Annotated in this window: 12 protein-coding genes; 9 read left to right on the top strand and 3 right to left on the bottom strand. The window is 71.9% G+C overall.

Annotated elements, in window-relative coordinates:
* The first annotated feature begins 30 nt into the window (after positions 1-30).
* On the top strand, positions 31-429 hold the full coding sequence (locus tag ACYQ8Q_RS15905) for a nuclear transport factor 2 family protein (protein WP_460065522.1): 399 nt from the start codon (positions 31-33) through the stop codon (positions 427-429).
* Between the two features lie 221 nt (positions 430-650).
* On the opposite strand, the gene rpsT is transcribed toward ACYQ8Q_RS15905, so the two are convergent.
* Entirely contained in the window at positions 651-917 is a 267-nt protein-coding gene (gene rpsT / locus ACYQ8Q_RS15900; RefSeq protein WP_460065520.1) for a 30S ribosomal protein S20, read from the bottom strand.
* Positions 918-1,106: 189 nt separating this feature from the next.
* On the opposite strand from rpsT, the gene lepA reads away from it, so the two are divergent.
* The 4 genes from lepA (at position 1,107) to hemW (ending at position 8,450) form a co-directional block, all read left to right on the top strand.
* On the top strand, positions 1,107-2,975 hold the full coding sequence (gene lepA, locus ACYQ8Q_RS15895) for a translation elongation factor 4 (RefSeq protein WP_460065519.1): 1,869 nt from the start codon (positions 1,107-1,109) through the stop codon (positions 2,973-2,975).
* A gap of 199 nt (positions 2,976-3,174) precedes the next feature.
* Entirely contained in the window at positions 3,175-5,052 is a 1,878-nt protein-coding gene (locus tag ACYQ8Q_RS15890) for an AMP-dependent synthetase/ligase (protein WP_460065518.1), read from the top strand.
* Between the two features lie 244 nt (positions 5,053-5,296).
* Complete coding sequence (locus ACYQ8Q_RS15885; protein ID WP_460065517.1) at positions 5,297-7,177, top strand: SpoIIE family protein phosphatase; 1,881 nt, start codon at positions 5,297-5,299, stop codon at positions 7,175-7,177.
* A 40-nt stretch (positions 7,178-7,217) separates the two neighbouring features.
* A complete protein-coding gene (gene hemW / locus ACYQ8Q_RS15880; protein ID WP_460065516.1) occupies positions 7,218-8,450 on the top strand; it encodes a radical SAM family heme chaperone HemW in 1,233 nt (410 codons plus the stop codon).
* On the opposite strand, the gene ACYQ8Q_RS15875 is transcribed toward hemW, so the two are convergent.
* Both ACYQ8Q_RS15875 and ACYQ8Q_RS15870 read right to left on the bottom strand, forming a co-directional pair.
* Complete coding sequence (locus ACYQ8Q_RS15875) at positions 8,451-9,266, bottom strand: DUF3097 domain-containing protein (protein WP_460065515.1); 816 nt, start codon at positions 9,264-9,266, stop codon at positions 8,451-8,453. It lies immediately after the preceding gene.
* 42 nt (positions 9,267-9,308) lie between these two features.
* Positions 9,309-10,025 (bottom strand): MBL fold metallo-hydrolase, encoded by a 717-nt coding sequence (locus tag ACYQ8Q_RS15870; protein WP_460065513.1) that lies wholly within the window; start codon positions 10,023-10,025, stop codon positions 9,309-9,311.
* A gap of 159 nt (positions 10,026-10,184) precedes the next feature.
* Between ACYQ8Q_RS15870 and hrcA the strand changes: the two genes are divergently transcribed.
* The 4 genes from hrcA (at position 10,185) to ACYQ8Q_RS15850 (ending at position 14,213) form a co-directional block, all read left to right on the top strand.
* Positions 10,185-11,201, top strand: coding sequence for a heat-inducible transcriptional repressor HrcA (hrcA, locus tag ACYQ8Q_RS15865; RefSeq protein ID WP_460065512.1), 1,017 nt, complete (start codon positions 10,185-10,187; stop codon positions 11,199-11,201).
* Positions 11,202-12,338, top strand: a complete 1,137-nt coding sequence (gene dnaJ, locus ACYQ8Q_RS15860) for a molecular chaperone DnaJ (RefSeq protein ID WP_460065511.1) — start codon at positions 11,202-11,204, stop codon at positions 12,336-12,338.
* Positions 12,339-12,405: 67 nt separating this feature from the next.
* On the top strand, positions 12,406-13,479 hold the full coding sequence (locus ACYQ8Q_RS15855; protein ID WP_460065509.1) for a nitronate monooxygenase: 1,074 nt from the start codon (positions 12,406-12,408) through the stop codon (positions 13,477-13,479).
* The gene (locus tag ACYQ8Q_RS15850; RefSeq protein ID WP_460065507.1) at positions 13,476-14,213 is read left to right on the top strand and encodes a 16S rRNA (uracil(1498)-N(3))-methyltransferase; all 738 of its coding nucleotides are present in this window, start codon (positions 13,476-13,478) and stop codon (positions 14,211-14,213) included. The genes ACYQ8Q_RS15855 and ACYQ8Q_RS15850 overlap by 4 nt, the downstream gene beginning before the upstream one ends.
* Positions 14,214-14,280: the final 67 nt, after the last annotated feature.

The raw sequence follows: 14,280 nt of genomic DNA, 5'->3' as shown, positions 1-14,280 counted from the left end.
ATCGCCTGACAAGGAGAGGTGGCGATCGCCGTGGCTGAACACGCACACGCGAAAATCGTCCGCGAGGGCTACGAAGCCTTCCAGCGCGGAGACATGGACACCCTGCGCGGAATGATGACCGGGGACTGTACGCACCACGTCCCCGGCTCCCACCCGCTCTCCGGGGACTACAAGGGCATCGACTCGGTCCTCAACGACTACTACGGCCGGCTCTACTCGGAGACCGGCGGGTCGTTCCGCGTCGAGCTGCGCAACCTGTTCGTGGACGGCCGCGGGCATGTCATGTCCGTGCACCACTTCACGGCCGACCGGGCCGGCAAGCACATCGACGAGATGGGCGGCATCGTCTTCCGGATCATGGGAGACAAGATCACCGACCTCGACGAGTGTGTCGCGGACATGGAGAACGTGAACCAGTTCTGGATGTGACCGGCCCCGTCGAAGGCCGGGCGGCACACCGCAGGCCCGGCATGCCGAAGGCCCCGGCCTCCGCCCTGGGGAAGGGTGGAGGCCGGGGCCTTCGGTTCACGACTGTCGAGCCCGTACCCGCGTGGCGAACGCAGGCCGCGTACAGGCTCCGGGTGCCGGTCGGGAGCGGATGAGAGAGGGCCCGCTCTGGGTCCTTCCGGCGATCAGATCAACGAAGGGGTTCAGCCCTTGAGGGCCGCGACCTTGGAAGCAAGCGCCGACTTCTTGTTGGCGGCCTGGTTCTTGTGGATGACACCCTTCGAGACGGCCTTGTCGAGCTGGCGCGCGGCAGCGCGCTGGAGCTCGGTGGCCTTCTCGAGGTCACCCGCGGCAGCGGCCTCACGGGCCTTGCGGACCGCGGTCTTCAGGGAGGACTTGACCGCCTTGTTGCGCAGCCGAGCCTTCTCGTTGGTCTTGATCCGCTTGATCTGGGACTTGATGTTCGCCACGAAATAAGCCTCTTCTAATTCCTGGATTCCTTGGTGCCTCGCGCTGAGAGGGCATGAGACACAGCTGCCCACACTACCAGCGGGCCCGCGATCGGCCCAAACCGGCCCCCGGTCGCCGCCCGTGGGACCATGGAGCCTACGTATCGATCCGACCCGAGGCATAAGGCGCCTCAAGAGACAGGACCCTGCGTGCCCGCGACCCCTAACAATGTGCCCGAGCCGAGCCGTACCGACCCGGCTCTGATCCGCAACTTCTGCATCATCGCGCACATCGACCACGGCAAGTCCACGCTCGCCGACCGGATGCTCCAGCTGACCGGTGTGGTCGAGCAGCGGCAGATGCGTGCTCAGTACCTCGACCGGATGGACATCGAGCGCGAGCGCGGCATCACGATCAAGTCCCAGGCGGTGCGGCTGCCGTGGGCTCCCACCCACGACAAGAGCAACACGCACATCCTCAACATGATCGACACCCCCGGGCACGTCGACTTCACCTACGAGGTCTCGCGGTCGCTCGCTGCCTGTGAGGGGACCATCCTCCTCGTCGACGCCGCCCAGGGCATCGAGGCCCAGACCCTCGCCAACCTCTACCTGGCGATGGAGAACGACCTCACGATCATCCCGGTGCTCAACAAGATCGACCTTCCCGCGGCCCAGCCGGAGAAGTTCGCCGAGGAGCTCGCCAACCTGGTCGGCTGCGACCCCGACGACGTGCTCCGGGTCTCCGCGAAGACCGGTGTCGGCGTGGACGCGCTGCTCGACCGGGCCGTGCGGGACATCCCGGCCCCCGTCGGCGTCAAGGACGCCCCGGCCCGCGCGATGATCTTCGACTCGGTCTACGACTCCTACCGGGGTGTCGTGACGTACGTCCGGGTCATCGACGGCCAGCTCAACAAGCGCGAGCGCATCAGGATGATGTCGACCGGCGCGACCCACGAGCTGCTGGAGATCGGCACCAACTCGCCCGAGATGCTCGCGGCCGACGGCCTCGGCGTGGGCGAGGTGGGCTATCTGATCACCGGTGTGAAGGACGTCCGCCAGTCCAAGGTCGGTGACACCGTCACCAGCCAGGCCAAGGGCGCCACCGAGGCCCTCGGCGGGTACAAGGACCCCAAGCCGATGGTCTTCTCCGGCCTGTACCCGCTGGACGGCTCCGACTACCCGGAGCTGCGCGAGGCCCTGGACAAGCTCCAGCTCAACGACGCCGCCCTGGTCTACGAGCCGGAGACCTCCGCCGCGCTCGGCTTCGGCTTCCGCGTCGGCTTCCTCGGCCTGCTCCACCTCGACGTGATCCGTGAGCGACTGGAGCGCGAGTTCGGCCTCGACCTCATCGCCACCGCGCCGAACGTGGTCTACCGCGTGGTCATGGAGGACCGCTCCGAGCACGTCGTCACCAACCCGAGCGAGTTCCCCGAGGGGAAGATCAGCGAGGTGTACGAGCCGGTCGTGCGCGCCACCATCCTGGCGCCGACCGAGTTCATCGGCTCGATCATGGAGCTGTGCCAGACCCGGCGCGGCACCCTGCTCGGCATGGACTATCTCTCCGAGGACCGGGTGGAGATCCGCTACACCCTGCCGCTCGCCGAGATCGTCTTCGACTTCTTCGACCAGCTGAAGTCCAAGACGCGCGGCTACGCCTCGCTGGACTACGAGCCCACCGGCGAGCAGACCTCCAGCCTGGTCAAGGTCGACATCCTGCTGCACGGCGACAAGGTGGACGCCTTCTCGGCGATCACCCACAAGGACGCCGCGTACGCCTATGGGGTGCGGCTGGTCGCCAAGCTGCGCGAGCTGATCCCGCGGCAGGCCTTCGAGGTGCCGATCCAGGCCGCCATCGGCTCCCGGGTCATCGCCCGCGAGACCATCCGCGCCATCCGCAAGGACGTCCTCGCCAAGTGTTACGGCGGTGACATCTCCCGGAAGCGCAAGCTGCTGGAGAAGCAGAAGGAAGGCAAGAAGCGGATGAAGATGGTGGGTTCCGTGGAGGTTCCGCAGGAAGCCTTCATCGCCGTGCTGAGCAGCGACGACGGCGCGGGCGCCGCCAAGGGCAAGAAGTAGCCCCTCCGACGCCTGCCCAACGGGCCCGCCGTGCTGCCGCGCGGCGGGCCCGTTGTTCGTTGTCTGGAGAAAGTGACAGTACGTGGCCCCTTACGTGCCGGGCGGTCGCCCTTTAACCTGATCCCTGCTCGATAGTTACTCGCGAGTTAAACAACAGCCGCAAGAGCCAGCCGCGCCGTCGCGGGCCCCGGAGGATGTCGTGAGCGACACACAGACCCTGATCGAGAACCGTCCGCCGTCCGTGGCGGGCCTCTTCCTGGAGCGCGTGGCCGCCACGCCCGACGGCGAGGCGTACCGGTACCCGGTGCCCGCCGCGTCCGGTGCGGGCCCCGACGACTGGAAGTCGCTGAGCTGGGCGCAGGCCGCCGAGCGGGTGTACGCGATCGCGGCCGGGCTCATCGAGCTGGGGGTGCAGCCCGAGCAGCGCGTCGCGCTCGCCTCGGCCACCCGGATCGAGTGGATCCTCGCCGACCTCGGCATCATGTGCGCCGGCGCCGCGACGACCACCGTCTATCCGCAGACCAACGCCGACGAATCGGCGTACATCCTCGCCGACTCCGAGAGCCGGGTGCTGATCGCCGAGGACGCGGCGCAGGTCGCCAAGGCCGTCGAGAAGCGCGCCGAGCTGCCCGCCCTCACCCATGTGGTGGTCCTCGACCCGGCCGGCGTCGACACGGGGGAGGACTGGATCCTCACCCTCGACGAGCTGGAGAAGCGCGGCGCCGCCCGGCTGGAGAAGGAGCCCGGGCTGATCAAGGAGCGGGTCGCCGCGATCACCAGGGACCAGCTCGCCACCCTCATCTACACCTCCGGCACCACCGGCCGCCCCAAGGGCGTCCGCCTGCCGCACGACAACTGGTCGTACATGGCCAAGGCGATCGCCGCGACCGGGCTGATCAGCGCCGAGGACGTGCAGTACCTGTGGCTGCCGCTCGCGCACGTGTTCGGCAAGGTGCTCACCTCCGGCCAGATCGAGGTCGGGCACGTCACCGCCGTGGACGGTCGCGTCGACAAGATCATCGAGAACCTTCCGGTGGTGCAGCCGACGTACATGGCGGCCGTGCCGCGGATCTTCGAGAAGGTCTACAACGGCATCGCCAACAAGGCCCGCGCCGGCGGCCCCGCCAAGTACAAGATCTTCCGCTGGGCCTCCGAGGTCGCCCGCGAGTACGCCAAGGTCACCCAGGACAACTTCCGCCGCACCGGCACCGCGAGCGCCCCCTTCGGCCTCGCCGTCAAGCACAAGGCCGCCGACGCGCTGGTGTACGCCAAGATCCGTGAGGCGTTCGGCGGCCGGCTGCGCGCCTGTGTCTCCGGCTCCGTCGCCCTCGCCCCGGAGATCGGCTTCTTCTTCTCCGGCGCCGGCATCCACATCCTGGAGGGCTACGGCCTCACCGAGTCCTCGGCGGCCTCCTTCGTCAACCCCGGCGAGGCCTACCGCACCGGCACGGTCGGCAAGCCGTTCCCCGGCACGGAGGTCCGCATCGCGGAGGACGGCGAGATCCTGCTGCGCGGCCCCGGCATCATGGAGGGCTACCACGGGCTGCCCGACAAGACCGCCGAGGTGCTGGAGGCCGACGGCTGGTTCCACACCGGTGACATCGGCGAGCTGTCGCCCGACGGCTATCTGCGCATCACCGACCGCAAGAAGGACCTCTTCAAGACCTCCGGCGGCAAGTACATCGCGCCCACCGAGGTCGAGGGCCAGTTCAAGTCGGTGTGCCCGTACGTCTCCAACATCCTCGTGCACGGCGCCGACCGGAACTTCTGCACCGCGCTGATCGCGCTGGACGAGGTGTCCATCCTCGGCTGGGCCAAGGAGAACGGGCTCGCGGGCAAGTCGTACGCCGAGGTCGTCGCCGCGCCCGAGACGGTCGCGCTCATCGAGGGGCATGTCGCCGAGGTCAACGCCGGGCTCCAGAAATGGCAGACGATCAAGAAGTTCCGGCTGCTGCCGCGGGATCTCGATGTGGAGCACGGCGAGATCACGCCGAGTCTGAAGCTGAAGCGGCCGGTGGTGGAGCGGGAGTACAAGCACCTCATCGAGGAGATGTACGCCGGTACGCGGGAGGCGTAGGGGCGGCTTGGGGCGCGTGGGAGGCTGCGGGAGCGTTGTGGTTGCTCGCGCAGTTCCCCGCGCCCCTTTCCGGTACTGCGGCCGGCTCGCTCGAAAAGTGACCCTCGTTCGCCCCTCATCGGGCACGTACGTACACAACTGAAGCAGTAACCCCTCCCCACTCGATCCCCTTCGGTCACTCACCGCATCTGGCTGGGATCCGTCTGTCACCCTGAGGGCATCCGAACTGCCCGGGGAGCTGCGCATGGGGGCCATTCCGACCCAGCGGGAGACCGTCTCCCCCGGCATCGGTGCGCCGTCGCCCGCGACCCCGCACGCGCCCCCGGTCGCCCGCGCCACCCTGGCCGGCAGCCCCCACGCCCCCGGCCTCGCACGCGATGTGGTGCGGGCCGCGTTCACGGAGTGGGGGGACCTTCCCGAACGCCTCGCCGAGGACGTGACCCTCGTCGTCAGCGAGCTCGTCACCAACGCCGTCGTGCACGCCGGCACCGACGTGGAGCTGCTGTGCCGGCTGGAGGACGATCCGGAGCAGGGACACGCGGTCGTCGTCGAGGTCGGCGACCACCACCCCTCCCGCGCCCCGCGCGACCACCCGCCCGAGAGCCCGCACGAGACCCCGGAGTACGGCCGCGGCCTGCGCCTGGTCGCCGCGCTCGCCGACGCCTGGGGAGTGACGTACCGCAGGGGCGCGAAGACGGTGTGGGCGCGGCTGCTGCCCCAGGCCCCCGAGCCGTACGAGACCGACGGGACGTACGGCGCCTCGCCCGTCGCGCCCCTCGACCCCCTCCTCGAAGCCCTCGCCCCCGAACCACGGCCCTCCTGCCGGGGCGGGGACTGGCTCAACCGGGGTGCCCTGTCGTTCCTCGCCGAGGCCTCCGACCTGCTCGCCGGGCAGCTCGACGAGGATCTCGTCGCCGCGCTCACCAGCCAGCTGCTGGTGCCCCGGCTCGCCGACTGGTGCGCGGTCTGGCTGGAGGACGAGGTCAGCGGACACGGCGGCGGCTGGGGCGAGTGGGCCGGCGGGCCCGGGCCGCGGCTGGCCCGCGTCTGGCACGGCGACGAGGGCCGGATCGAGGAGCTGCGCCGGGCCTTGGAGAAGGATCCGCCGCGCCCCGCGGAACCGCCCCGCTCGGGGCCCGAGCCCTTTCCCTGGCCCGGCGCGGCGCTCGGCCCACGCGGCGCCGCCCTCGCCTACCGGCTCATCGCCGGCGGCCGCCCGCTCGGCACCCTGGTCATCGGGCGGGCCGGGCCCGGCGCCTTCGCCGACGAGGTCACCGGGCTCGTCGAGGACCTGGGCCGCCGGGTGGCGCTGGCGATCGGCGCGGCCCGCCAGTACGCCCGCCAGGCCACCATCAGCGCCGTCCTCCAGCGTGGTCTGCTGCCCGGCGCCGTCGCCGAGATCCCCGGGGTGCGCAGCGCCCTCGTCCACGAGCCGCGCGAGCAGGGCGGCCCGAGCGGCGACTTCTACGACCTGTTCCCGGCGGGCGACGGCCGCTGGTGCTTCGCCATCGGCGACGTCCAGGGCAAGGGCCCGGAGGCGGCCGTCGTCATCGGCCTCGCCCGCCCCTGGCTGCGGCTGCTGGCCCGCGAGGGGTACGGCGTCCCCGACGTCCTGGACCGGCTCAACCAGCTCCTCCTCGACGACGCCACCGAGGCCGCCGACGCCGCCGCCCGTGCCTTCGTGGGCCCCACCGGCCCCGGCGACGGCCCCCAGACCCGCTTCCTGTCCCTCCTCTACGGCGAGCTGGCCCCCTTCGAGGGCGGTGTCCGCTGCACCCTGGCCTCCGCCGGGCACCCGCTGCCGCTGCTGCTCGGCCCGGACGGCTCCGTCGCCACGGCCGCGCGGCCCCAGACCCTCCTCGGGGTCATCGAGGACGTGACGTACACCAGCGACGTGCTGGAGCTGCGGCACGGCGACAGCCTGCTGTGCGTCACCGACGGGGTCACCGAGCGGCGCTCGGGCATCCGCCAGTTCGACGACGGCGACGGGCTGGCCGTCGCGCTCGCCGGATGCGTGGGCCTGGGCGCCGAGCCCATCGCCGAGCGGATCCGCCGGCTCGTCCACGAGTTCGGCGAGCATCCGCCGGAGGACGATCTGGCGCTGCTGGTGCTGCAGGCGGAGTGACCGTCGTCGGACGGGACGGTCGTACGGGACAATGGAGGGCATGCCTTCCGCACTTCCCGACGGTGAGCCCGTCCCCGACGACGGCGCGCTCCCGGCGCACGCGCTCACCGGCGCCGCCGACCGCCCCCTCGGGTTCTATCTGCACGTCCCCTACTGCGCGACCCGCTGCGGGTACTGCGACTTCAACACCTACACCGCCACCGAGCTGCGCGGCACCGGCGGCGTCCTCGCCTCCCGGGACAACTACGCCGACACCCTGGTCGACGAGGTCCGGCTGGCCCGCAAGGTCCTCGGCGACGACCCGCGCGAGGTCCGCACGGTCTTCGTGGGCGGCGGTACGCCCACCCTGCTGGCCGCGGACGACCTCGTACGGATGCTGGGCGCGATCCGCGACGAGTTCGGCCTGGCGGCGGACGCGGAGGTGACGACGGAGGCGAACCCGGAGTCCGTCGACCCGTCCTATCTCGCCACGCTCCGCGCGGGCGGCTTCAACCGGATCTCCTTCGGCATGCAGAGCGCGAAGCAGCACGTGTTGCGCGTGCTGGACCGGACCCACACCCCCGGCCGCCCCGAGGCGTGCGTCGCGGAGGCGCGCGCCGCCGGCTTCGAGCACGTCAACCTCGACCTGATCTACGGCACCCCGGGCGAGTCCGACGACGACTGGCGGGCCTCCCTCCAGGCCGCGCTCGGCGCCGGACCCGACCATGTCTCCGCGTACGCCCTGATCGTCGAGGAGGGCACCCAGCTGGCCCGGCGCATCCGCCGCGGCGAGGTGCCGATGACCGACGACGACGTCCACGCGGACCGCTATCTGATCGCGGACGAGGTGATGACCGCCGCCGGTTTCGACTGGTACGAGGTCTCCAACTGGGCCACCTCTCCGGCGGCCCGCTGCCTGCACAACGAGCTGTACTGGCGCGGCGCCGACTGGTGGGGCGCGGGCCCGGGGGCGCACTCCCATGTGGGCGGCGTGCGCTGGTGGAACGTGAAGCATCCAGGCGCGTACGCGGCGGCCCTCGCGGGCGGGCGCTCCCCGGGGGCGGGGCGTGAGCTGCTCTCCGAGGAGGACCGCCGCGTCGAGCGCATCCTGCTGGAACTGCGGCTGCGCGAGGGCGTCCCGCTGGACCTGCTCCACGAGGAGGGCCTGAAGGCCGCACGGCGGGCACTGACGGACGGGCTGCTGGCGCGGGGGCCGTACGACACCGGCCGTGCCGTGCTCACCCTGCGGGGGCGGCTGCTGGCGGACGCGGTGGTGCGGGACCTGGTGGACTGATCAGGCCCCACCGCTGTCCGTGACGAAGTCGATCAGCTCCTCCACCCTGCCCAGCAGCGCCGGCTCCAGGTCCTTGTAGGACGTCACCCGCGCCAGGATCGCCTGCCACACCGCCCCCGTGTTGTCGGACGGCCAGCCCAGCGCCCGGCACACGCCCGTCTTCCAGTCCTGGCCGTGCGGTACGCGCGGCCACCCCGCGATCCCCAGCGACGAGGGCTTCACCGCCTCCCAGATGTCGATGTACGGGTGGCCGACGACCAGGGCGTGCTCGCTGGTGACGGACTGCGCGATGCGCCACTCCTTCGTGCCCGGAATCAAGTGATCCACCAGGACCCCCAGCCTCGCGTCCGGGCCGGGGGCGAAGTCCTCGACGATCGCCGGGAGGTCGTCCACTCCCTCCAGGTACTCCACCACCACGCCCTCGATGCGCAGGTCGTCGCCCCAGACCTTCTCGACGAGTTCGGCGTCGTGCCGGCCCTCGACGTAGATACGGCCGGCGCGGGCCACCCGGGCGCGGGCGCCGGGGACGGCCACCGAGCCGGAGGCGGTGCGGGCGGGGCGTACCGGGGCGCCGGAGGGCGGTCGTACGAGGGTCACCACGCGGCCCTCCAGGAGGAAGCCCCGCGGCTCCAGGGGGAACACCCGGTGCTTGCCGAAGCGGTCCTCCAGGGTCACCGTGCCCGCCTCGCAGCGGATCACCGCGCCGCAGAAGCCGGTGCCGGGTTCCTCCACCACGAGGCCGGGCTCCGCCGGGACCTCGGGGACGGGCTTCGGCTTCTTCCAGCCAGGGGTCAGATCCGGCGAGTACGGGCGCATTCGGATGACGATAGGAGAAGCCCCGGCCCGATCGCACCCGGCTCAGCTCGACACGCCGAAGCGCTCCGCCAGCGCGTCCCGCTGCCGCCGTACGAACGCCGCGTCCACCACCGCTCCGTGACCCGGCACGTACAGCGCGTCCTCACCGCCGAGGGCGAGGAGCCGGTCCAGGGCCGCCGGCCAGCGTGAGGGGACGGCGTCGGGGCCCGCCTGGGGCTCGCCGGACTCCTCCACCAGGTCGCCGCAGAAGACGACCTCCGGGGAGCCGGGGACCAGGACCACGAGGTCGTGCGCGGTGTGCGCCGGGCCCACGTTCGCCAGCAGGACCTGACGGCTCCCGCCCAGGTCGAGGGTCCACTCGCCGGAGACCCGGTGGCGGGGGGCGACCAGCGTGTCCGCGGCCTCCGTCGCCGTCGCCTCGTCCAGACCGCCCCGCACCGCGTCCGCCCGCAGCTCCTCCGCCGGGACCGTGTCCATGCCCACCGCGCCGTACACCTCCGCGCCCGCGAACGCCGCCGCGCCGAACACATGATCGAAATGCGGATGGGTGAGCGCGAGATGGGTCACACGCGCGCCGGTCAGCTCCTCGGCCTGCGTCCGCAGCCGCACCCCCTCCGCCAGCCCCGACCCGGCGTCCACCATCAGCACCGCGCCCGCCCCGACGACCAGCCCCGCCGTGCAGTCCCAGCCCGGCAGCCGCACCCGCCCGACCCCGGCCGCGACCCGCTCCCACCCCAGCTCTTCCCAAGTCATGGTCATACCGGGACGCTAACGGTAAGCCGTCCTGGCGTCGGCCGACCTTGCCCCCGGTGTACCCCACAGCCGTACACTGGCCGGGGAACGTCTGGCACTCGGAAGCGAAGAGTGCCAGGGCGGACACCCAGGGGACTGGGGGACGACCACGGGAGGTGTGCGCGGGTGCTGAGTGAACGCAGGCTGCAAGTGCTGCGCGCCATCGTCCAGGACTACGTCGGCACCGAGGAGCCGGTGGGCTCCAAGGCCCTCACCGAGCGGCACAACCTCGGCGTCTCCCCGGCCACCGTGCGCAACGACATGGCCGCCCTGGAGGACGAGGGATACATCGCCCAGCCGCACACCAGCGCCGGGCGGATCCCCACCGACAAGGGCTACCGGCTGTTCGTCGACAAGCTGGCCGGCGTCAAGCCGATGACCGCGCCCGAGCGGCGCGCCATCCAGAACTTCCTCGACGGCGCCGTCGACCTCGACGACGTCGTGGCGCGGACCGTGCGGCTGCTCGCGCAGCTCACCCGGCAGGTCGCCGTCGTGCAGTACCCCTCGCTGACCCGGTCCACCGTGCGGCACGTGGAGCTGCTGTCGCTCGCGCCGGCCCGGCTGATGCTCGTGCTGATCACGGACACCGGACGGGTCGAGCAGCGCCTGGTGGACTGCCCGGCGCCCTTCGGGGAGGCCTCTCTGGCGGATCTACGCGCGCGGCTCAACAGCCGGATCGCGGGCCGCCGGTTCACCGACGTGCCGCGCCTGGTGGAGGACCTGCCCGAGGCCTTCGAGGCGGACGACCGCGGCACGGTCTCGACGGTGCTCTCCACCCTGCTGGAGACCCTCGTCGAGGAGAACGAGGAGCGGCTGATGATCGGCGGGACCGCCAATCTCACCCGCTTCGGACATGACTTCCCTCTCATCATCCGGCCCGTCCTGGAGGCCCTGGAGGAACACGTCGTTCTTCTCAAACTCCTGGGCGAGGCGGGGGATTCGGGCATGACCGTACGCATCGGTCATGAGAACGCCTATGAGGGACTCAACTCCACTTCCGTGGTCTCGGTCGGCTACGGTTCGGGCGGCGAGGCAGTCGCCAAACTCGGCGTGGTCGGCCCGACCCGCATGGATTACCCGGGAACGATGGGAGCGGTACGAGCGGTGGCACGGTACGTCGGACAGATCCTGGCGGAGTCGTAAGTGGCCACGGACTACTACGCCGTTCTCGGCGTGCGCCGCGACGCGTCGCAGGATGAGATCAAGAAGGCGTTCCGCCGGCTCGCCCGCGAGCTGCACCCGGACGTCAACCCGGATCCGAAGACCCAGGAGCGGTTCAAGGAGATCAACGCCGCCTACGAGGTGCTGTCGGACCCGCAGAAGAAGCAGGTCTACGACCTCGGCGGCGACCCCCTCTCCCAGGCAGGCGGCGGTGGCGCGGGCGGCTTCGGGGCCGGTGGCTTCGGCAACTTCTCCGACATCATGGACGCGTTCTTCGGTACGGCGTCCCAGCGGGGGCCGAGGTCCAGGACCCGGCGCGGCCAGGACGCGATGATCCGGCTGGAGGTGGACCTCGACGAGGCCGCCTTCGGCACCACCAAGGACATCCAGGTCGACACCGCGATCGTCTGCACCACGTGCAGCGGCGAGGGCGCCGCCCCCGGCACCACCGCCCAGACGTGTGACATGTGCCGCGGCCGCGGCGAGGTCTCCCAGGTGACCCGGTCCTTCCTCGGCCAGGTCATGACCTCCCGCCCCTGCCCCCAGTGCCAGGGCTTCGGCACCATCGTCCCGAACCCCTGCCCGGAGTGCGCGGGCGACGGCCGGGTGCGCTCCCGGCGCACGCTCACGGTCAAGATCCCGGCCGGCGTCGACAACGGCACCCGGATCCAGCTCGCGGGCGAGGGCGAGGTCGGCCCCGGCGGCGGCCCCGCCGGCGACCTCTACGTCGAGATCCACGAGCTGCCGCACTCCACCTTCCAGCGGCGCGGCGACGACCTGCACTGCACGGTCACCATCCCGATGACCGCGGCGTCCCTCGGCACCAAGGTGCCGCTGGAGACGCTCGACGGCCTGGAGGAGGTCGACATCCGGCCCGGCACGCAGTCCGGCCAGTCGATCCCGCTGCACGGCCGGGGCGTCACGCATCTGCGCGGCGGCGGCCGGGGCGACCTCATCGTCCATGTCGAGGTCATGACCCCGACCAAGCTCGACCCCGAACAGGAGCGCCTGCTGCGCGAGCTGGCCAAGCTGCGCGGCGAGGAACGCCCCCAGGGCCAGTTCCAGCCGGGCCAGCAGGGGCTGTTCTCCCGTCTGAAGGACGCCTTCAACGGGCGCTGAGCGGCTGGATCACCTCAGGGTGAGGCCTGAATTCGGCGTTGTTCGGAGGACGTGACACCATGCCGTCATGTCCTCCGAGCTGACCGATCTCTTCCCCCACCCGATCGTGCAGGCCCCCATGGCGGGCGGTGTCTCCGTGCCGCAGCTCGCCGCCGCCGTGTCCGAGGCCGGTGGGCTCGGGTTCCTGGCCGGCGGCTACAAGACGGCCGACGGCATGTACCAGGAGATCAAGCAGCTCCGCGGACTGACCGGCCGCCCCTTCGGCGTGAACCTCTTCATGCCCCAGCCGGAATACGCCGAGACGGGCGCCGTCCAGCTCTACGCCGAGCAGCTCGCCGGTGAGGTCACCTGGTACGAGACCGAGCTCGGCGACCCCGACAGCGGCCGCGACGACGGCTACGACGCCAAGATCGCCGTACTGCTGGACGACCCGGTGCCGGTGGTGTCCTTCCACTTCGGCGTCCCGAACGGGGACACGCTGAAGTCGCTGCAACGAGCCGGAACGTTCACCCTCGTCACCGTGACCTCCGCCGAGGAGGCGCTCGCCGTCGAGCAGGCCGGCGCGGACGCGGTCATCGTGCAGGGCATGGAGGCCGGCGGCCACCAGGGCACCCACAAGGACATCCTTGAGAACGACGGCTCCGCCCTCGGCCTGCTCGCCCTGCTCGGCCAGGTCCGCGAGGCCGTGGGCCTGCCGATCGTCGCCGCCGGCGGCATCATGCGCGGCAGCCAGATCGCCGCCGTCCTCGCGGCCGGCGCGAGCGCCGCCCAGCTCGGCACCGCGTTCCTCGCCACCCCCGAGTCCGGGGCGCAGGCCGTGCACAAGGCCGCCCTCACCGACGCCCTGTTCGTCCGCACCGAGCTGACCCGCGCCTTCTCCGGCCGCCCGGCCCGCGGCCTGGTCAACCGCTTCCTGCGCGAGCACGGCCCGTACGCCCCCGCCGCCTACCCCGAGGTCCACCACCTCACCTCCCCGCTGCGCAAGGCCGCCGCCAAGGCGGGCGACGCCCAGCGCATGGCCCTGTGGGCGGGCCAGGGCCACCGCCTGGCCCGCGAGCTGCCCGCCGCCGAGCTGGTGGAGGTCCTGGTGGCGGAGCTGGCGACCGCGCGGGCCACCTCGGCCGAGGGCGACACGCGATGACCGCGCCCGTCTTCGTCGTCGACCGGCTCGACCCGGCGGGGCCGCAGTGCGTGCTCGACGGGCCCGAGGGACGGCACGCCGTCTCCGTGAAGCGGCTGCGGACCGGTGAGGACGTCGTCCTCACCGACGGGCACGGCCGCTGGGCCGAGGGCGTCGTCCGGGCGGCCGAGGGCAAGGACCGGCTGGTCCTGGACCTCGGGCCGGTGCGGGACGAACCCGAGGCGACCCCCCGGATCACCGTCGTCCAGGCCCTCCCCAAGGGCGACCGCGGCGAGGTCGCCGTCGAGACGATGACCGAGGTCGGCGTCGACGCGATCGTGCCCTGGCAGGCGTCCCGCTGCATCACCCAGTGGCGCGGCGAGCGGGGACTGAAGGCGCTCGGCAAGTGGCGGGCCACCGCCCGCGAGGCCGGCAAGCAGTCCCGCCGGGTCCGCTTCCCCGAGGTCGCCGACGCGGTGAGCACCAAGCAGGTCGCCGCGCTGCTCGCGGAGGCCGACTTCGCGGCCGTCCTGCACGAGAGCGGCGAGGACCGGCTCGCCACCGCCGCACTCCCCGCCCACGGCGAGATCGTGCTCGTCGTCGGCCCCGAGGGAGGCGTCTCCCCCGAGGAACTGGCCGCCTTCGCCGAGGCCGGCGCCCGGCCCTACGTCCTCGGCCCCACCGTGCTGCGCACCTCCACCGCGGGCACCGCCGCCGCGGCCCTCCTCCTCGGCCGCACCGGCCGCTGGTCCTGACGCCGGCTCAGGGGCCGGTGACCGCCGCGTGCCCCCGTGCCGGTGACGGACCGTCCACCGGCAGGTG

This window comes from Streptomyces sp. YKOK-I1 (assembly GCF_054660435.1).
Note: the sequence above shows the minus strand (reverse complement) of the source record. Positions and strands in the feature narration are given on the sequence as shown.

Bases quoted from the DNA above. Each gene is read 5' to 3' on its own strand.
- ACYQ8Q_RS15885 (WP_460065517.1), top strand. From the start codon at position 5,297: ATGGGGGCCATTCCGACCCAGCGGGAGACCGTCTCCCCCGGCATCGGT.
- hemW (WP_460065516.1), top strand. From the start codon at position 7,218: ATGCCTTCCGCACTTCCCGACGGTGAGCCCGTCCCCGACGACGGCGCG.
- ACYQ8Q_RS15875 (WP_460065515.1), bottom strand. From the start codon at position 9,266: ATGCGCCCGTACTCGCCGGATCTGACCCCTGGCTGGAAGAAGCCGAAG.
- ACYQ8Q_RS15870 (WP_460065513.1), bottom strand. From the start codon at position 10,025: ATGACCATGACTTGGGAAGAGCTGGGGTGGGAGCGGGTCGCGGCCGGG.
- ACYQ8Q_RS15855 (WP_460065509.1), top strand. From the start codon at position 12,406: ATGTCCTCCGAGCTGACCGATCTCTTCCCCCACCCGATCGTGCAGGCC.
- ACYQ8Q_RS15850 (WP_460065507.1), top strand. From the start codon at position 13,476: ATGACCGCGCCCGTCTTCGTCGTCGACCGGCTCGACCCGGCGGGGCCG.